The organism is Sphingobacterium paucimobilis HER1398 (assembly GCF_000416985.1).
Lineage (GTDB): Bacteria > Bacteroidota > Bacteroidia > Sphingobacteriales > Sphingobacteriaceae > Sphingobacterium > Sphingobacterium paucimobilis.
Genome location: NZ_ATDL01000022.1, coordinates 466,268 through 486,561 on the forward strand (window position 1 = coordinate 466,268; position 20,294 = coordinate 486,561).

Below are 20,294 nucleotides of genomic sequence, written 5' to 3' on the forward strand. Positions count from 1 at the left end.
AAAATTTTTAAACCTTTATTTTAATGATATTTGATTAGACAAGCTGACTTTTCCATTAACCAGATCCAATACACCTACGCGCATCATCACAGCCTTCTTGTTATCCGACACTTTTCCCATCTTATTATCTTGCTTGAGGACATTGTCTTCAAATCTATAGATACTCGTAAAAAAAGCGTCCGAAAAGGACTTTTGATTTTCAGGCTTGAGCTTAGCCAGTCCTTTCTTGGCTTCATCGCTATAGGCCGAAGTCCTTGCGAAAATCTTGGTCTTAGCATCGTATGAATAACTTGAATAGCTGGATACTTTAGCCTTAAAATGCGTAGACAATGTCTTTGTAAATGTATTCAATGCTGTCACATTGGTAAAATCACAAGATAGGGTACCGATGAAATTGTTGAAATCTAAACTATGCTGCACATTCGAGATACCAGGAGTCTGTCTTAAAAGCTTTACTACATCATTCACCTCATTCTGTATCTCCCCTTTAGAAGGCACCTTCATACCATCAACCTTATCAAGTTTCATCAAAGAGGCGACCTTTACCTTGCTCTTGCTCAGGTTGACCGTTGCCTTTATGCTTCCCGAACCGTTTGACTTCAGACTGACATCCTCCACCACATCAAAGCAGCTTGTCAAACTGAAAGCAAAAACAAACATAGACAGATATACAAAAAAAACAGACCTCTTTCTTATTGGGTGAACCATATACGTATCAAATTTCATAATGTTGCAAAGGTAATAAGCACCTTCAAAAAATAATGAATGCATAAGTACAAAAGCTATTCCAAACCCTGCCATTAAGTTAAAAAAATACAATATTCACGGTTTTCAGGGATAATGGTTCAGAAAAAATGACAGGTAAAAAGAATCATGTACAAATAAAATATTACAAAAACTTAATTTGTTCCTAACCGCATTCTTCTTAGCTTCGCATATTATATTTTAATGCTATGCGCACTTTCAAGACACTATCATTAGTATTAGTAATTGCATGTACATTAGTCGGTTGTAGAACTTCCTACCTCCCCAAGATCAGCAAACCGACTACATATGCCATCAACTCATCCCTATCGGAAGACAGTACTATTATTAAATACTATACTCCCTTTAAAATACAAATGGAGAAGGAAATGAATAGAACAATTGGCTATTCAACATATTCCTTAAATAAAAGTAGAGTCGATGCCGAAAGCCTTGCAGGCAATTTTTTTGCAGAAGCACTGCTGACTATGGGAAAAAAAATAGATCCCGATGTACAGATGGCCATTGCTACCAAAGGAGGAATACGCTCTGAGGTACAACAAGGCCCCATTACTGTAGGTTCCATGTTTGAGCTCATGCCTTTTGAAAACACGGTCACCGTACTCGAATTATCTGCTCAGGATATCACTGTCCTTGCTGATTTTATAGCCAAAACTGGGGGACAACCGATAGCAGGCTTTACCTTAAAGATTAAAGACAACAAAGCCATCGATTTGCGTATAGGCAATAAGGAAATCAATCCCAACCAGTCGTACAAACTGGTAACTTATGATTATCTAGCAAATGGAGGCGATTACATCGAAGGCATCACTACACCTTTAAAGCGAAAAGACAGCAGCATACGCGTTAGAGAAGGGTTAATAGACTACGTACAGGGATTAACAAAAGAAGGTAAAAATATAGAGACTAAGCTAGATGGAAGAATTACAATCATTAAATAGAAGATTATTTCTTAAAAAAGCTACGGCTTTAGGTGTTGTTGCTTCACTAGCCTCATTAGATAGCTTTGCTGAAACAAAAGCATCCAAAGATGTAAAATTGACCATACTCCATAGCAATGATGTACATAGCCGTATAGAACCATTTCCTATGGACGGCTCAAGAATGCAGGGCCTAGGCGGGGTCGCGCGCCGTAGTACTTTGATTCAAAAAATAAGAGCTGAAGAGAAGAATGTACTGTTGTTTGATGCAGGTGACATGTTTCAGGGCACCCCCTATTTCAATTTATTTGATGGGCAGGTGGAACTGGAGTTAATGTCAAAACTAAAGTACGATGCAGGTACATTTGGCAATCATGAATTTGATAACGGCCTTCAAGGTATATTAAAACACTTTGACAAAGCTAATTTTCCTTTTATCACTTCCAATTACGATTTTTCGGAGACCGTCCTCGCAGGTAAAACGAAAGAATATCTTGTATTTGAAAGAGATGGGGTAAAAATCGGCGTATTTGCACTTGGAGTAGATGTAGAAGGCTTAGTAGACCCTAATGGCTACAAAGGAATGAAATACCTAGATCCTTTAGAAGTCACCAACCGTCTTGTTCCTAAATTAAAAAAAGACTTGAAATGCGATCTCGTGATTTGCCTTTCTCATATGGGGTATTCTTACAAAGACGACACGATATCTGATTTAAAACTTGCTGCCAACAGTAGAGACATTGATTTAATCATCGGCGGGCATACCCATACTTTTTTAGAGAAACCCACAGAAGTCAAAAATCTAGATGGCAAAATCACCTTAGTAAATCAAGTTGGATTTGGAGGAGCAAGTTTTGGAAGGATCGATTTCATTCTCAATCCCCGGACAAAGCGTAAGCAGGTATTACTAAGTAGTAATTATACCATTGACAAGAAACTAGAACAATCACTCGCTTAGAATTTTATCTTCCTATTGAAAGCACTTGTACGGCTCTACATAAACTCTTATAAAGGACTATCTCCTGCTGCTTGGCTGTTGGCATTGGTCATGCTTATCAATCGTACAGGATCTATGGTCATTCCTTTTCTGGGTATATATATGTCTTCAGAACTTGGTTTTTCCAAAACACAGATCGGCCTGGTACTGGGTTGTTTTGGCTTAGGCTCAGTAGCTGGTTCCTGGCTTGGCGGCTGGCTCACCGATCGATTCGGCAACTTCAAAGTACAGAGTTGGAGTCTGGTTCTAGTCATCCCCCTGTTTTTAATACTTCCTTTATTTCGTTCGTTTGAGGGGCTAGCGGGTATGATCTTTATATTGACACTCGTAGCGGATACATTTAGACCTGCCAACTCGGTGTCTGTTGCCCGATATGCAAAACCAGAGAATATCACTAGAGCATATTCCTTAAACCGTATGGCTGTCAACTTGGGGTTTTCGATAGGTCCTGCCCTTGGTGGGTTCTTGGCTACTTTTTCCTACAACTGGATATTCTATGGAAATGCGATTGCTGCGAGTATAGCTGTCGTTGTCTTTATTTACTTTTTTAGAAATAAGAAAGGAAATAGTCAATATACTCATCAAGAAACCAAAAAATCTTCGGAACAGCAGACTATCCCTGAAAGGAATGCATACCGAGATGGATTGTTTATCGGATTCAACTTCTTCTGTTTCTTATTTTCCATGGCATTCTTTCAATTGATAACGACTTTACCTTTATTTTACAGAGATGTCCATCAACTAGATTCTAGTCAAATTGGATTACTACTAGGCTTCAGTGGCTTCGTCATTGTACTATTTGAGATGGTTTTGATACATTTGATCGAAAATCGAATGACAGTGAGACAGATCATGCTTATGGGGACAGCTATTGCAGCTGCATCTTATTACATGCTCAATTTTGATTTTGGAATGATCTGGCTGTTCTTAGCAATGCTTGTACTTTCCACAGGGGAGATGCTGACGCTACCTTTCACTGCTACGATATCGATACAGCGGGCAGGAAAGAATAATCAGGGTGCGTACATGGGTTTTAATTCATTGGCATTTGCCGCTGCCAATATCTTCTCGCCCTACCTAGGCACCTACATTGCGGAACACTTTGGCTACAACGTACTATGGACAACTACCGGAACGGTCTTGTTAGTTGTAAGCATAGCATTCTATTGGATTATTTCCAAGATGAATTTCGTTCATAAGGCACACGAGTTAGGATAGAACGCCCCAATGTTATCTCATCCACATATTCCAATTCTCCACCAAAGGCAATACCACGAGCAATTGTACTTACCTCTACATCAAACTCACGAAGCTTACGATACAGATAGAATATAGTCGTATCACCTTCCATAGTTGCACTGAGAGCCAATATAACTTCTTTCACCTCTCCTTTACGCAAGCGCTCCAAAAGACCTTCTATTTTTAAATCAGAAGGTCCTATACCATCCATTGGCGATATCAATCCTCCTAGAACATGGTACACCCCTTGGTATTGATTTGTATTTTCAATAGCCATTACATCCCGAGTATCTTCGACCACACATATCGTAGACTTGTCCCGCTTTATCGACCGACAGATTTCACAGATAGGCTCATCAGAAATATTATAACATTCCTGACAATATTGAATTTTTTCCTTCAACTGGTCAATAGCTTGGGTAAAGCGGCTTACCTCTTGATCCGACTGTTTCAATAGGTGCAATACCAAACGTAATGCTGTCTTGTTGCCGATTCCAGGCAGGCGACCAAACTCTTCGACTGCATGCTGCAATAATTTGGAGGAGAAATTCATTACACAAAAGTAAAAAGTAATTTCCTATTTTCAGCATTGACGAACTCTTTTCAATACTGGTATTGCATACTCTTTCCTGTTTCGCTATATTGTGGCATATTGTTCACGATATCATAAGTATATATGACAGGAGAGACTAGAATCAGAAATTCATTTGCCAATAAGACATGGCAAGAAATAAAAGTGAAAGACTCATGGCAGATTTTCAAAATTATGTCTGAGTTTGTAGATGGTTTTGAAAAACTGGCCAAGATAGGTCCTTGTGTATCTATATTTGGTTCAGCACGCACACCCGAAACACACCATTACTATGAGATGGCTGTAGAAATAGCAAAACTTCTCGCTGAAAAAGGCTACGGTGTAATCTCAGGTGGAGGCCCTGGCATCATGGAAGCTGCTAATAAAGGTGCTTATCTAGCTGGTGGTAAATCAGTAGGTTTGAACATTGAGCTCCCCTTCGAGCAATTTCATAACAAATACATCGACAGGGACAAGATCATGGAGTTCAACTACTTCTTCGTCCGTAAAGTAATGTTTATGAAATACTCGCAAGGATATATTGTTATGCCTGGAGGGTTCGGTACCATGGACGAGTTGTTTGAAGCGATAACGCTAATTCAGACTGGAAAAATTGCTCGATTCCCTATTATTTTAGTAGGATCAGACTATTGGGGAGGATTAATAGAATGGGTAGAAAAAACAATGCTCTCCAACGCTTATATCGCCTCAGAAGATCTAAAATTATTCCGCTTGGTAGATACTGCAGAAGAAGCTGTGGAACATATCTTCCGCTTCTATGACAAATACCTGTTGAAACCGAATTTTTAGAAACTAAAAAAGCCACCAATACGGTGGCTTTTCCATTATATCAAGTGAATGACTAATTAAAGATATATCTAATACCAAATTGTCCTTGCCATCTAGATGCTATTGATGACACTGAATATGGCTGATTATCTTTTGGAGCTGCAAAATTGAATCCTTTTTCATTACTGTTGTAAGAAACTAGTTGATAAGCTCCATTACTTACAGAATAACTACGTCCCCAATCTTTATTCAAAAGGTTTCCTACATTAAAAATGTCAAATGTCAGCTGCAATCTGTTTTTCGAACCATTAAAGACGCCACCGATATCTTGTGCGATACGCAAATCAAACTGATGTTCCCACGGCATGAAAGCACCATTACGCTCAGCATACTGTCCTCTTCTTGTTTTCAAATATTCATCTCCCTCGATGAAAGCATTATAAGCTTCCCATTGTTGTTGAGGTGTAGCAATGACCTTTTTATCCTTGTCTTTTAAATCAACAAATTTGATTTCGTTGGCATTATTGGGCACATACAATAAATCGTTACCATTTGCTCCATCCCCATTGAGATCTCCATTGTAAAGATAGGTGAACGCTCCTCCTGATCTACCCGCATAAAACAAGTTGATTGATGTGCCAAACATTTTATCTTTACCATAACTGATACTATATCCTAAGTTACCAACAATACGGTGCCTTAAATCAAAATTAGAATTAGATAATGATGGATTATTGGGATCGTCAACAATCTGCACAAACTGCCAGTTCGAACGGGCTGTACTACTAGAACCGTCGTTAACAGCTTTTGAATGTCCATATGTATAAGCAACCATAGCATTAAAACCACTATTAAAGCTTTTCTGCAACTGACCTGTCAGACTATACGTATATCCCTTATTCGTGTTATCTATTAAAATAACGTTAGTAAAATCCTTGCTATTAACACGCTTACCTCCATAATTAGGTCTTAAGTCAACTCCTCCTGACAGATCTTTGTCAATTGTTCCATTGGCACCAGCGATATTAATATCAGAGTATACAATATTATTAATTGTCTTTGAATAAATTCCTTCAACTGTTGCCAAAATACCATAAGGAAGCTTGAAATCACCAGCAAGATTAAAACGTCCGACCTGAGGTATTTTAAAATCTTCACTAACTAAGTTAACCTCAGCTCGCGTAGACCCCGCCCCCATATTTTTTTGGTTTTCTATACTAGGATCAAAACCATTCCCTCCATTGATGTCATTCCCTCTAGCAAACACTGTCCCAAAATCAACACCGTTGTTGCTAAACTGATTCGACAACCACACAAATGGTACTCGTCCTGTAAATATACCCGCGCCACCTCGGATTACAATCGAGCGATCTCCCTGTACATCATAATTAAAACCAATACGAGGAGAGAACAACAGTTTACCACTTGGAGTACGGTCGGTACGATAGCCAGGGAAAGACTCCTCAATTTTTTCGTTACGCAACGGCTTATCATTGAATACTGGAACATCTACACGTAAACCGTAAGTAAGCTTTAAATTAGAATTCAATAATGATTCCCCTTGAGCATAAAACCCTAATTGGGCAGCATTAAATTTTGCTTCGGGTTGAACACCGTCGTCATTTAATGCATAAGTTACTTCAACCTGATTTGGCTTATTATTTATATAATCTTGCACCGAGTTGAATTGCCAATATCCATTCGCGTTATTAATAAACAAATTCCTGAATTTGAAAAACTCATTATGCGTACCAAAAGTAAAAGTATGATTTCCAACATTCCATTTAAAATTATTGGTAAATTCAAACACATTTTGGTCTAAACTATTAGCCGTTGAACTCCTTTGTGAGCCAAAATCGACAGAGTTACCAGAAATATTATCTATGTTTCGGATAGTGATCTGAGGAAACAAACTTCCTGAAATATCACGACTATCTTTTACAGAGGTATAACCCACAATTAGATTATTAGAAAACCTACTATTAAAATTACTTCTTAACTCTGCAACAAAACCATGTTGTTTGTTAGAGAACTTATACGCATTATTACCAAAACGTAAATAAGAAGAGCCTCGTCCTATATTATCGTCAAAAGCATCAATGAAATTATATCGCGCCGAAAGCTGATGTTTATCTGAAATATTATAATCAATTTTGGCAAAAATCTTATTATTCTCTGTTCGCGCGTCCATAGGCCCATAAGAACCTACGTCATATCCGTATTTATCTAACGTATGTTTCGCTATAAGCTCAGCTGTTTCTACAGAAATAGCAGCGCCTGGTTCCCCCGCCGCATAAGACAATGGAGCGGTACGTCGTCCCATCTCTCCATTTAGGAAGAAAAACAATTTATCTTTTATAATTGGTCCCCCAACACGAAAACCAAACTGATTGTCTGTAAATTTATCAGACTTCTGTCTAGTTAACACGTCCTTACCTATAGTGTTTTGATTTCTCCCGAAAAAATATACCGATCCTTCTACCGTATTCGTTCCTGATCGTGTAACAGCATTGACACCACCACCAGTGAAGTTACCAAATGTCACATCATAAGGCGCCAATACAACCTGAATCTCCTGTATTGCATCAAGTGATATAGGTTGTGTACTAGCTTGTCCACCAGGTGTACCAGAGCCTGCTAATCCAAATACATCATTATTAACGGCCCCATCAATGGTAATGTTATTATAACGATTATTTGCTCCACCAAAAGAGTTACCATTAGCTTGAGGTGTTAACCTGGTAAAATCCTGAAGACTACGACTAAGAGTAGGCATACTTTCCAACTGACGTTTAGACACTGTGGTGGATGCTCCTGTTTTCGTTCCTCTCGTCACAGTAGCATTAACCATAACCTCTTCTAAGGCAGTTGATGAAGCGCCAAATATAGGATTCAACACAAAAGGCTGCCCCAATTGAAGATATACATCTTCATAAACTATCGGACTTTGTCCAACATAAGTGATCTCTACACGGTAGGGGCCACCAACCCGCATATTAGCAAGATTAAAGCGTCCTGCTGAGTTAGCAGAGCCAGAATAAGCTGTTCCCGAGGGCACGTGGACAGCTTTAATAGTTGCACCAACAGTCACCTGTCCTGAGGACTCCGTTACGACCCCATTCATGCTACTTGTTGTTACCTGGGCTTGGATAGTACCATAGCTGGCCAAAACCAAAGCGAAAAAAAGTAAAGATTTTTTCATATTAATTTTTAGATAGTTATATCGGCAGCAAAATTAATAAGAGTATTATCAAAACAATACGGTTAACATAAATTTAATACACAGAACATCAGCACATAACAACACTCCAATGACAACTTATGCAACAAAAAATCCATTTATTTCAAAATACAATCCCAACAAACATCTTTTTTTGAAAACTCATTCAAAAACTAAAGAATAAATTATAATTTTAACAATAATTAACACTTGAATAATTTCTAAAATAAGTTATGCACATATAGTCATTCGTAACAAACCTTGGTTACAAAAACAACTAAACAAAAAGAAAACAAGATATTTAAATAAAAAAAAGACTGATTTAAATAACTTCAATATCCTATGGTATCGAAAAAAATTATTAGAAAGAGATGAAGTCTATGATATATTACTGAAGGAATCCACATACTCCAAAGAGATGATCTTTTCATTCATCATACGAACGCGCTGTCGACGGCTGGAAATATCATATACAACCGTCAATTTTTCTCCATTCTTTTCAATTCCCTTACGTATCGCATCGACTCCTTGATCTATCAAAAATGTCTCGAATTCGTACAGACGCCCTACCCTATTATCAATAAAAGTCACATAAATCGTCCTAGAAAAGTACACATTGGACAAGAAAGTTTCCATCTTCTGGAATAACGAAAGGACGACCACCATCAGCACAGCTAGTGAAATACCCAGTATAAACTGGCCAAATCCCACCAACATTCCTACCGCAGCCACAGTCCATATCACTGCTGCGGTAGTCAATCCCTGAACGGAAAATTTACCTCTAAAAATAACGCCTGCTCCCAAGAATCCAATTCCTGTAACGATATTCGCAGCAATCCGATCATCTGAAAGATTTCCTAAACGAGACGCCATAGTAAATATTGTGGCACCTAGACAAATCAAGATCACCGTTCGGAATCCAGCAGACTTATTTCTATACTCCCGCTCCATCCCCACAATAGAACCACATAGAAGAGACACCAGAACCGTTTGTAAATTCTCATTGGAGAAAAAAACTTCTAACATAACGCTCGAAAAATAAAATTCACTACTATTTATATAGGTCCTATTCAAGCACCGCTACACGTGTCTGGAAAGTTATCCATAAACAGATAAAAAAACAAGAAGATTATTGTGCCTTATTAAACTAAAGTTTACATTTATAACAACTTTAATATCGAACCTTATGATCTTACAAGGACGTCTACCCAAAATGACAGGAATTGTGCTTACCCTCTTGTTATTAAATTCTTGCGCATCCTATAATTATTCTTCTTTTTCGTCCCAATTGAGACACAGTAACTGTAACCAACAAAATGTATACAATTATCACGCAAGCGATCTTCCAATCCCACTGCATCAGTTGAAAATAGACACGATATTAAGTTCTAAGATATCAAAGAAAAGTCTGAACATAGCGAATGCAATAGGCATCTTAGATCAACTGACTCAATACACGCACGCTAAAAACAGCGTAAAAACCGCATCCGTCGAACACAAATTAGACATGATGAGTTTGAGGCTTGATATCTTTCAGAAAATAAACAACGCATCCCTTATCGTATCTGCAGTTTCTTCAGAACTAGACTGCGAAGAAGAACGAACCAGTCAAATCGCAAATTTTTTGGAAGGCAAACAAAGTGATCTAGAGTCTAAACTTACCATTAGCGCCATCGTTATAGGGGCTAGTGGAGCCATTGCTACGGGAGGAACTATCAGTAATGAACGTGTGAGCAATACGATTGGCATCGGGACAGGTATTGCCGAGGCTTCTATTGGTCTATTTATGCTGTTCAATAAGCGTAAAATAGAGTTCTATCACGAGAGAAATGCGTTAAGAGATATATGGTTCGGAAGCGAGACATCCGCCAACTTCCCTCCTTTTATCTGGTACTATCTAAACTATGCTGACCCCAACGAAGCGGATACCAAATCAGTCAGAAAACAGATTATCGAAAAGTGGAAAAATTTCGGACAAATAGACGAAGAAGATGAAGAGCTGGTACTAGATAAACTCTATTTTGGTAAAGGTGGCAGATACAAAGCTGAAGAACTTAATAACCGTGCAGATATGTATGACCAAGTCGAATCACACATCAACTTACTCAAACAAGAGCTTATGGCCCTATCGCTAGAGATCGAAAAAATTTAATAGGATTAACGGATCCACCTAATGTAATAATTCTGTCGAAAAAGATCAGAAATATTAAATCTTAATCGCTATTTAACATGGATATTGTTAATATTGGGTATAATTAAAACTAAAAACTCATGAAACTAGTTAAAACAGCATTATTTGCAGCGGCATTATTTTCCGCACAGTTTACATTCGCACAATTTAAGCAGACCCCTTTACCATATGGATACAATGCATTCGAAAATGCGATTGATGCCAAGACTATGGAGATACATTATTCTAAACATGCCGCTGCCTATACAGCCAATTTAAACAAAGCAATTGCAGGAACTGCTGCTGAAAAAGGAAGTATTGAGCAACTGTTATCAAAAATATCAGGTCAAAGTGCAGCAGTCAGAAATAATGGCGGTGGCCACTACAACCATGAGCTTTTTTGGACGATCTTGACTCCAGAGAAAAACACAAAACCTTCAGATAAATTAGCAAAAGCCATCAACGAAACTTTCGGTTCTGTAGATGCTATGAAAGAAAAAGTAAATGCTGCCGGAGTTTCTCGTTTCGGTTCAGGTTGGGCTTGGCTTTCTGTTGACAAAAACGGTAAATTGTTCGTTAGTTCGACACCTAACCAAGACAACCCACTAATGGATGTGGTTGAAGAAAAAGGAACACCTATTTTAGGTCTTGACGTTTGGGAACATGCCTATTACCTAAAATATCAAAACAAACGTCCTGATTATTTAGCAGCTATCTGGAGCATTATAAACTGGAAAGAAGTAAGCAACAGATACGAACAAGCATTAAAGAAATAACAACTCAATAAAATAAATAAGCATCCCTAGGGATGCTTATTTATTTTTACAGTGTTTTAAATTCCTTATATAGCAAGAAGAGGTGTGCCGCCGACCAGCTGAAATGTGGAGCTTTCAAGCGCTTACCTGTACGAGCTTCATAGTTTTCGTGGATTGCACCTTCATCTTTCAATCCATCGAGTCGATCAAATACCTGTTCTGTATAAGCGTCTGCAAGCGATGTATAACCATAACGTCTCAATCCCGATACAGCAAAATAAACCTGATCTAACCATATCGGTCCCCTCCAATATCCCCTATCCATAAATTTTTCTTCTGAAATAGCGGCTGTAGGAAAAGGTATAAATGTAGAGAACCTTGTTGTATCCCTCATCACCTTTACCACAGCATCGGCCTGCTTTTGTGTTGCTAAACCAGTCCACAGTGGTGCCCATCCCTCTGGGCCAAAGTGTTCAATCCAATTTCCTCCCAGCCTACGATCAAAAAAATAACCTCTATTCTCATCAAAGAAAGGAGCTACGACATCCTCATTACTATCTTCAAACGATCGCCCCAGAATAGCGGCAAACTTTTTCAGATATCCCTTTTCCAGTTTTAAGTATGCATTCAGTTCAACCGATTCCTGATCCATACTCCATGCCCCCGGACTATTCTGAAGCATTTTTGCATCGTCAAAACGGATCGCATTATCCATACCACTTTCCCATTTTGCCGCCTCCAATGTTCCATCGGTTGCACCATACTCACAAATACCGTTATGGTCATGATCCCTATTAGCATACCACCAGTTATGGTAGCGCAACAACTTATCATACATCTCCGCAACAAATTCCTTATCCTGATTGACTTCATAGATCTCATTTACAGCCCAAGCTGCCAATGGTGGCTTAGAGTCTCTATAATTATTTTCCTTACTGTCTGGATAAATACAATCCACCACCATTCCAGCACTATCCTGAAAATCAAACATGGCACGTACCTGATTTTTCGCCAGATTAATATCTACATGAGCTACGGCTACAGCATGCTTCCAAGAGTCCCAAGCCCATAAACCAACAAAATAATCAGCAACATGAGAAGGTACAATACCATCATGCTTTATATCTCCCCTTGCTGAACGCCAATTGCTCATCAATGTAGCCACACTCTTGATCATTACTCGATGAGTTTCAAAAGATAGTTCCGCTCTAAAATTTGGTTTCAAATAATTCTCCCACCTTATACGCTGTGCTTCGACTAGCCTCTGCTCCTCGCGAATAATCCTAGCTCCGTCTTTTATAGCATCCTCTCTATGGAAACCGTTACGGAAATGCGTAATCGCAACGACATGATGCTTTCCCATCAGACAGCCTACATATCTTCCTGACTTAGTGTTTAGCGTCCCCCCTTCCGGAAATGACAACATAATAACCTCCCCCTTCTCATTCTCCGTCCAGATATGATTTCCGTCCTGCTCCCATCCCCCTTTCAAAAGTGCCCCAGAAACCCAAACAGGATCAGCTGAACTATTCGCTATCACCAACAAAGACGTTGAATCCGACAACAATCGAAGCGTCTGTTCAACCTTCCCTCCTTTATAATTAGACCGCATCCACAAACGGTCCACATAAGAGACGATACTATCCCGTCCCAACCGCTCGAGTTCTCCCTCTACGATCGGCTCCGCACCCAACACTTCCACAATTGCAGAACTCCACCAATTCCGTGAAGCTAAATCATAAGGGCCGCAGAAAGCCGCGATATTCGTATCCAAAGGAATACCATATCCCAACCATGCCCCTCCATCCGTATATAGGGGATTGGTAAGACGTTTTCCCGCTAGAGGATCCTGACTTATATCAAATAGATTATTATAGTCGTCCATATTAAAAGCAGTCTTATTCCCCATAGTCTCTGAATCAGAACAAGCCATACTGAAGACTGATAAAACGAACATTCCTATCCAAGAAAAATATCTCAACATATTAAATTATTTAAAAAGAACAAAAGAAAGTAACCAAAAAAGGCACCGTGAGATCCACGATGATACCGTGCGAAATAGCTATCACCACATACGCTCTTCCACTATATTGTGTGATAATAGGCAAACTCGTATCCATACTGGTCGCGCCTGCGGCTGATATAGGTGCTAACCGACCAAACCAACGCACCAATAGCGGAGTAGCCAAAAGGGCAAATATCTCCCGCATGATGTTAGACATCAATGCAATCGTCCCTAGAGCTGCACCTTTATACTTTGTAATAAAAATGCTTGATAAGGAGTAATAACCAAATCCAGATCCCACAGCCATACTTTCCGTTATTGACCACTGAGGTATAAATACTCCTATCACAGCTGTTCCAAGCAAAGTCCCTATTATAGTACCTATAGGGACCAACAAAATCTTCCAGTTGGTCTGCCGCAAAGAATGAATCAACTCTTTATCGTAGCCTATGCTCAGGCCTACCAAAAACATGAGCACATACAGCACATATTGGCTAGCATGTATAGAAAAAAAGTCTGGAGGAAATATATCGCCTATTCCCGAAAGAACCCCGAGAACAAAAAAACCGACAATAATCAGGCTACCTTTCATCGTTTTGAAAAAGAAACTTATAAATCCCCCATGCGAAAAATACACTTCCGACCAACGCACCAGAGGTAATCAACAAAGCTTGTATTCCTAACGTACTCAGGCTGGACAACAGTTGGTCATTCGTCCCAACTTCCCTTCCCAATAAAAAGAGTAAAAAGTAAATAGCTCCCGAAATCCATTTTCCAACATGTCGGAAATGAGGGATTGACCTGACGCCAATCCCTACACCTACTCCGACCACCATGATAAAGAATACAACCAACATATTTTTAGTTCACCTTATCGTTAGACTTAATTTCCAACAAAGGTATTGGATAAAAATTATGTTTATTCGGATCAAAGTTCGTTCTTCCTATCGCGTGCAATGCTTCTTTCGTTTTGCCCCATCTTCTCAAATCGTAAAAACGCGTATTTTCCAATGCAAATTCAAGAATACGTTCATGTTCGATTTGCTTTCTTACCTGTTCCTTATCCAGTCCTGAAGACAGTGCTGGCATATCCGCACGTTCCCGTACCTCATTCATAAGAGGAATAGCATCGCTAGGCTTACCTTGTTCATTTAGCGTTTCCGCCAATAGCAAGAGTACATCTGCATAGCGCATTAGAGGTAAGTTGACTGCGGTTCTAGATTTATTCAGGTCATCAAATGTTGCTGGAAGATATTTCCTGAAGCACATACGACCAGACCCCTGCTCAAACTTTTCATTGTACGTCTTTCCATAGACCCTTGGTGTGTTGACATCATTAAAATAAGGGTCCTCGCAGAATAAGGTTTGATAGAGGCGCGAATCATAATTTCCAGTAGTAGCCACCCTTCCCTCTTTTTTGAACTCGGCCAGCAACATATCACTTGGCGTGATCTCGTCCCAGCCTTCGAGTTCGCCTGTAGCAATCCACTTGTGTATAGCTGTGCGATAACTTGCTCCATTGGCCGTATTATCTGTAAACTGAAGTTCGAAGATAGATTCTTTACTATTCTTATTGGTACCATCAAACATAGACAGAAAGTTCTTCTCCAGACTATAACCAGTTACATTTCTAAACGCTTTTTCTGCCTTTTCCAACATTTCGTCCCGTCTCGCAACCTCTTCATAGGCACGGGTGAGGTAACAATATCCCAAGTAAGCATAGCCAGCACCTTTCGTTGCTCGACCTACATTAGCTTCCGTATGCTTTGGTGCCATGCCAACTATTGCTTCCTCGTAATCCTTTATAATAAAATCCCATACTTCTGTACGCGATGATAGTTCTTTATTAATCTGACTTTCATTCGTTATATATACATCCCGCAAAACTATTTTTTCCCAGTTGAGTAACAACTTCATGTGGTAGTAAGCCCGTAAGAACTTTGCCTCCGCAATGATCTGATCGCGATACGTTACATCCATATCGATCGTTGCCACTTTCTCGATGACTTGATTTGTAAAAGCTATTCCCGTGTAGTTGATATCCCAATACCTCGAAAATTGGCTATTTCCATTGGTATAGGTAAAGTTGTAGAGCTCCACCCAAGTCTGATAATTCATCGCATCACTCCCTATAACACAGATATCCTCCCTATAGGCTTCAACAGGAAACTTAATTTCAGAAAACTCCCATACATCCGTAGAGGATTCCAATTGGGAATAGGCAGATGCTAATCCAGCCTCCGCATCAGATGCATTACGCCAGAAATTAGCTGATGTCAATTGATCTGGTGCAGATAACTCCAATCTATCACTGCAGGACATGGTCGCTGATGACAAAATCAAGCAGAGAACTATATATTTAAGTGTTGTTCTTTTCATCTTTATTATTTTTAGTTAGCTATACTCATCTATTATCTTAGAATAGAAACTGTACGCCCAAAGTATAAGATTTAGTAAATGGAAATATATAACGGTCTACACCTGTACTTAATACGCTTGAGCCATCAACTGTTGGACTCCCAAACTCAGGGTCAACACCATTATACTTGGTCCATGTAAATAGATTCTGTCCACTGATATAGAATCTTAGATTTTCTGATTTGATTGCCCCAAGAACATGCTTCGGCAATGTATATCCCAGCTGTACCTGACGTAGACGGATAAAATCACCTGCTTCCAGAAAACGGGTAGATTCCCTGCTATTGCCATTAGGATCACCTAATACAGCTCTAGGCACACTCGTATTTCTATTGCTTTCAGTCCACGCATCAAGCGTCGAACTCAGAAAATTAGAACCTGAACTCATCGCCTCAAAGAAGTAACGGTTACCGTTATATAGCTTGTGGCCCCATCCACTTCCCAACAATGCAGACATATCGAAGCCTTTATAAGATGCGCCCAATGTAATACCGACTTCCACCTTAGGCAGACCAGTACCGCTGTATTGCTTATCATCATCATTTATGGTACCATTGCCGTCGCTATCGACAAAACGAATATCCCCAGGTTTGGCATTAGGCTGTAATAATTCTCCTTCAGAATTGACATAATCGTTCACCTCATCCATATTTTGGAAAATGCCATCGGTCTGATACAAGAAGAATCCGCCTATAGGAGATCCGATACGGGTCTGGTTGGGAAAGTGCTCGGCCCCAAATTTAAGCCCTACTCCATATAGCGTTTGATCCTCTCCACCTAGGGAGATTACTTTATTCTTCAAGGTCGCGAGATTAACACCTACATTATAGGCAAAAGGATTATTTTGATTAGTATACTTCAATTCCAACTCAAATCCACTATTCCGAATTTTACCCACATTCAATACGGGGTCTACCAAACCAGACGAAGGCGCTATCTTTTTCGTAATCAATAGATCTTCAGTGGTATTGGAATAATAGTTTATTGCCCCCTTTAAAGCGTTATTAAACAAACCAAAATCTGCACCTATGTTTTGAGATACAGTAGTCTCCCAACCAATCTCTCTATTCTCCAGATTAGTAGCGATACTTCCTGGCCAAGGGTTTCCTCCTCCACGTACATAACCTCTTATCAAACTATTATCGGAGTAGATTAAAGCCTGATGGTCATAATATCTCAAAGCGGCTTCATTCCCCAGTTTACCCCAGCTACCGCGCAGTTTCAGTTGATTCACCAATCCCCCTTTAGGAAAAAATTCCTCTTCATCAATCTTCCATCCCAATGCTAAAGAAGGAAAATTACCATATCTATTATCTGGTCCAAATTTAGAAGAGCCGTCTCTTCGCAAAGTAAATTGAAGTAAATAACGATTAGCATAGGTATAATTAACACGACCAAACACAGAAAAACGATTGTATTGGTACTTCGATCCTGTACCGCTGTATGTTCCCCCTTGTCCGGCATCGATTGTCATAAAATAAGGATCCAAAAACCCTTCTGCAGCCTCCCTCGTAACTAATCCACCATTCTCAACCGAGTATACGATATTCTTTCCTTCTACACCGATCGCATTCCAATTGGACTCCTGCAGTGTTAATGATGTACCCAGCAAAGCGTTAATGCTATGCTTACCAAAATCGGCTTGATAATTCAAGAGGTTGTCCACAACCTGCTCCTGCCAGTAACTTCTTTCCTCGCTGTAATAGGGATATTCGTAAGGGTTCTTTTCATCCGAGGTAAATGCTGGAGTATGATAATAGTTCTGGCTATTTATTCCATTAAACGCATAACTCGTCTTAAAAGTAAGACCTTTCCAGATATCTACATTTACGAATGCATTCCCTGCAAACTCCTGATTCTTGGTCCAGCTCGTTTTGAAATGCTCATCGGCCACAACATTTACATTATTCGGTATACCACCCCAGTTAGTTAAGCCGAAACCTCCAGCCTGTTTATCGTCATAAATAGGTACCAAAGGTGATATCATATAAGCTTCCTTTAAAGAAAAATTAGGCCCCTGATATTTGGAATTAGTATAAGCCATATTTCCTTCTATCGTAAATATATTCTTACGTGTATTGAGCTTCATCCGAACATTTTCCTTTTTAAAATTATTCGCTATGACCACACCTTTATCGTTTCCAAGATTAGCGGATAAGGAATATCGAGTGTCTTCAAATCCGCCACGCACCGCCACGCTATGCGCTGTACTTACTCCCTTCCGAAAGACCGCATCCTGCCAATCGGTATTGGCAGTTCCTGGATTATTAATGTAATTAGGTAATGCTACAGGAGTAGAAGAGTATTTATTATTCTCCTCGTACATTTGGCGATGCAACTTGACATAACCACTGGCATCCAATACTTCTAGACGATTGGCTGTAGAAGTGATATTGGCAAAACTATTGATATCCACCAATACCTTCCCAGACTTCCCCGCTTTCGTTGTTACAATCACAACTCCATTGGCGGCGACTGAACCATATATCGCCGCGGCTGCTCCATCCTTAAGGATTTCCATACTCTCGATATCGTTAGGATTCACATTACTGATAGACCCCGGGAATCCATCAATAATATATAGTGGATTATTGCTACCGAAGGTATTAACCCCTCTAATCTTCACCTGTATTCCTGCACCTGCAATACCACTATTTTTCTGCACATTGACTCCAGCCGCCATTCCCTGTAGCGCTTCAACTGGATTCGATGTTGCACGTTTTGCTAAATCTTTTGCATCAATAGTTGTAATGGCCCCTGTTACATCAGATTTTTTGAGCGTACCATAACCGATTACTACGACTTCTTCCAGCTCCTCATTCCCCGGAAGCAAGGTTATGTTTAGGTATTTTCCTGCTGAAGCTGCTACTTCTTGGTCCAAGTACCCCACATAACTGATTTTTAAACGTTCATTACCATCCACTTCTATAGTAAAAGCCCCATTTCGATCCGTAACGGTATTCTTACCACTTTTCAGCGTAGATATACTTACTCCTGCCAACGCGTTTCCCTGCTCGTCACGGATTAGCCCTTTTACTTCATTTTCTTGTGTTCCCTTTCTAGCCTTCTTTAATAGAACGCGTTTGCCCGATATTTCATAGGACACCCCACTATTTCCTAAAGCATTCTTTAATAACGCCTCCAGATTACTGGCATGTTCGTCATAAGCGACCAGGGTATTGACATCGATATCAGAGTTACTAAACATGAAGGAGTACCCATATTTCTTTTCAACCACTTCAATCAGTGATTTTAGGTTTACCGACTTTTTGTCTTTACCACTCACCTCCTGAGCATTAAGGCCAAAAAGTGTCTGGCTGAGGAACAAAAAGCTCATCAGAATTGGTTTTTTCAGCATAATTTGTTTATTTAAGTGATTACATAATTTGTGTTTTTCAGTCTTATTTTAACGCTGCCTAACGGTTACCTGCTTCCCTTCGATTCTATAATCGAGTGGAGTTATAACATTGATTAACTGTAACATTTCACGTAGACTTTCGGTCTTCACCTTGAAAGTATACCTCTTAGCAGATTTAGCATGCTCCCAATCCATTTCTACACCATACCACCTCTCAAGCTTTTTAACGACGACATCCAACGATTCATTCTCAAAAATCAGCTCTTCATTCTTCCAGGCACTATACTGTATGGCATTATTATCCTGACGGAAAGCATATACATTTTTCTCTTTATCATATCGAATCAAATCATTCGGTAATAATTTCCGAACCAATTCGCCTTTCTTATTTTGTATATCTACCTTTCCACGAACAAGCGAAACCTCCGTATGCCTATCCTCTGGGTAGGCCGAGACATCAAATGCTGTCCCCTTAACCACTACATCCAAACTAGCAGTCTCTACTACAAAAAGCAGATCTTCGTTTTCTTTGACATCAAAAAAAGCTTCTCCTTCCAAGATGACCTTACGGTCATTTTGATTAAAAGTATTATGATACGAAATCTTCGATCCTGCATTCAACCACACAACAGACCCATCAGGCAACAGGACTTCTGATTTTTGGCCTGTGTTCGTTTTTATAGTGGTGAGCTGATGCTGCAGTTGCTCTTGTATTGCATTCTTTTGGATAAAGAAAACAGTCCCTCCTCCTAGGAAAAATAAAATCATGGCCACTGCGGCAGCGCCATACCAAAATCGCTTTGGATTAAAAACAACAACTCTCGGTCTAGGACGCAGTTTTCCATAAACATGATCCCATATTTTATTTTTTGATTTGGTATCTAATTGAATAGGTTCTTCATCGATATATCGCCATTCTGTTCTAAGCTGATCCATATAAACACCATTTTTGGGATCTATAGACAACCACGCATTGATCTTATCCTTATCTTCCTGATTACATCGATTGGAAAGGTACGCAGCCAACAGCTCTAAAGAAGGTTTATAATTACTATTCATCGTACTTGGTTTACTATCTAATAGACAC

Annotated in this window: 16 protein-coding genes; 6 read left to right on the forward strand and 10 right to left on the reverse strand. The window is 39.5% G+C overall.

Annotation, left to right across the window (positions count from 1 at the left end):
• Positions 1-15: 15 nt before the first annotated feature.
• Entirely contained in the window at positions 16-771 is a 756-nt protein-coding gene (locus M472_RS43690) for a hypothetical protein (protein WP_235049541.1), read from the reverse strand.
• A gap of 182 nt (positions 772-953) precedes the next feature.
• On the opposite strand from M472_RS43690, the gene M472_RS43695 reads away from it, so the two are divergent.
• From M472_RS43695 to M472_RS43705, 3 genes are read left to right on the forward strand one after another with little or no spacing between them, the layout of a single operon-like run.
• The gene (locus M472_RS43695) at positions 954-1,706 is read left to right on the forward strand and encodes a 5'-nucleotidase C-terminal domain-containing protein (protein WP_022829458.1); all 753 of its coding nucleotides are present in this window, start codon (positions 954-956) and stop codon (positions 1,704-1,706) included.
• Complete coding sequence (locus tag M472_RS43700) at positions 1,681-2,643, forward strand: bifunctional metallophosphatase/5'-nucleotidase (RefSeq protein WP_021072309.1); 963 nt, start codon at positions 1,681-1,683, stop codon at positions 2,641-2,643. Before M472_RS43695 ends, M472_RS43700 begins: the two co-directional genes overlap by 26 nt.
• A 15-nt stretch (positions 2,644-2,658) precedes the next feature.
• Positions 2,659-3,900 (forward strand): MDR family MFS transporter, encoded by a 1,242-nt coding sequence (locus M472_RS43705; protein ID WP_021072310.1) that lies wholly within the window; start codon positions 2,659-2,661, stop codon positions 3,898-3,900.
• On the opposite strand, the gene recR is transcribed toward M472_RS43705, so the two are convergent.
• Complete coding sequence (gene recR / locus M472_RS43710) at positions 3,854-4,474, reverse strand: recombination mediator RecR (RefSeq protein WP_021072311.1); 621 nt, start codon at positions 4,472-4,474, stop codon at positions 3,854-3,856. The genes M472_RS43705 and recR overlap by 47 nt on opposite strands.
• Positions 4,475-4,597: 123 nt before the next feature.
• Between recR and M472_RS43715 the strand changes: the two genes are divergently transcribed.
• Positions 4,598-5,302 carry an LOG family protein gene (locus M472_RS43715; RefSeq protein WP_021072312.1) on the forward strand — a complete coding sequence of 235 codons (705 nt, stop codon included), beginning with the start codon at positions 4,598-4,600 and terminating at the stop codon, positions 5,300-5,302.
• Positions 5,303-5,354: 52 nt separating this feature from the next.
• Here the strand turns inward: M472_RS43715 and M472_RS43720 are convergent, their stop codons facing one another.
• Complete coding sequence (locus tag M472_RS43720; protein WP_021072313.1) at positions 5,355-8,483, reverse strand: TonB-dependent receptor; 3,129 nt, start codon at positions 8,481-8,483, stop codon at positions 5,355-5,357.
• A gap of 396 nt (positions 8,484-8,879) precedes the next feature.
• Positions 8,880-9,527: an MgtC/SapB family protein gene (locus tag M472_RS43725; RefSeq protein WP_021072314.1), complete on the reverse strand. Its 648-nt coding sequence runs from the start codon at positions 9,525-9,527 to the stop codon at positions 8,880-8,882.
• Between the two features lie 160 nt (positions 9,528-9,687).
• Here M472_RS43725 and M472_RS43730 point away from each other — a divergent pair, with 160 nt between their 5' ends.
• Both M472_RS43730 and M472_RS43735 read left to right on the forward strand, forming a co-directional pair.
• Positions 9,688-10,653 (forward strand): hypothetical protein, encoded by a 966-nt coding sequence (locus M472_RS43730; RefSeq protein ID WP_021072315.1) that lies wholly within the window; start codon positions 9,688-9,690, stop codon positions 10,651-10,653.
• 119 nt (positions 10,654-10,772) lie between these two features.
• Complete coding sequence (locus M472_RS43735) at positions 10,773-11,447, forward strand: superoxide dismutase (protein ID WP_021072316.1); 675 nt, start codon at positions 10,773-10,775, stop codon at positions 11,445-11,447.
• A 46-nt stretch (positions 11,448-11,493) separates the two neighbouring features.
• Here M472_RS43735 and M472_RS43740 read toward each other — a convergent pair whose 3' ends face one another.
• The 6 genes from M472_RS43740 to M472_RS44835 form a co-directional block, all read right to left on the reverse strand.
• Positions 11,494-13,410, reverse strand: a complete 1,917-nt coding sequence (locus tag M472_RS43740; protein ID WP_021072317.1) for an MGH1-like glycoside hydrolase domain-containing protein — start codon at positions 13,408-13,410, stop codon at positions 11,494-11,496.
• A 10-nt stretch (positions 13,411-13,420) separates the two neighbouring features.
• Positions 13,421-14,023 carry a lysine exporter LysO family protein gene (locus tag M472_RS43745; protein ID WP_021072318.1) on the reverse strand — a complete coding sequence of 201 codons (603 nt, stop codon included), beginning with the start codon at positions 14,021-14,023 and terminating at the stop codon, positions 13,421-13,423.
• Entirely contained in the window at positions 14,013-14,288 is a 276-nt protein-coding gene (locus tag M472_RS43750; RefSeq protein WP_021072319.1) for a LysO family transporter, read from the reverse strand. The genes M472_RS43745 and M472_RS43750 overlap by 11 nt, the downstream gene beginning before the upstream one ends.
• A gap of 4 nt (positions 14,289-14,292) precedes the next feature.
• Positions 14,293-15,810, reverse strand: coding sequence for a RagB/SusD family nutrient uptake outer membrane protein (locus M472_RS43755; protein WP_031302091.1), 1,518 nt, complete (start codon positions 15,808-15,810; stop codon positions 14,293-14,295).
• A gap of 37 nt (positions 15,811-15,847) precedes the next feature.
• A complete protein-coding gene (locus M472_RS43760; RefSeq protein WP_200859653.1) occupies positions 15,848-19,186 on the reverse strand; it encodes a SusC/RagA family TonB-linked outer membrane protein in 3,339 nt (1,112 codons plus the stop codon).
• A gap of 69 nt (positions 19,187-19,255) precedes the next feature.
• Entirely contained in the window at positions 19,256-20,266 is a 1,011-nt protein-coding gene (locus tag M472_RS44835) for a FecR family protein (RefSeq protein ID WP_021072322.1), read from the reverse strand.
• Between the last annotated feature and the right edge of the window lie 28 nt (positions 20,267-20,294).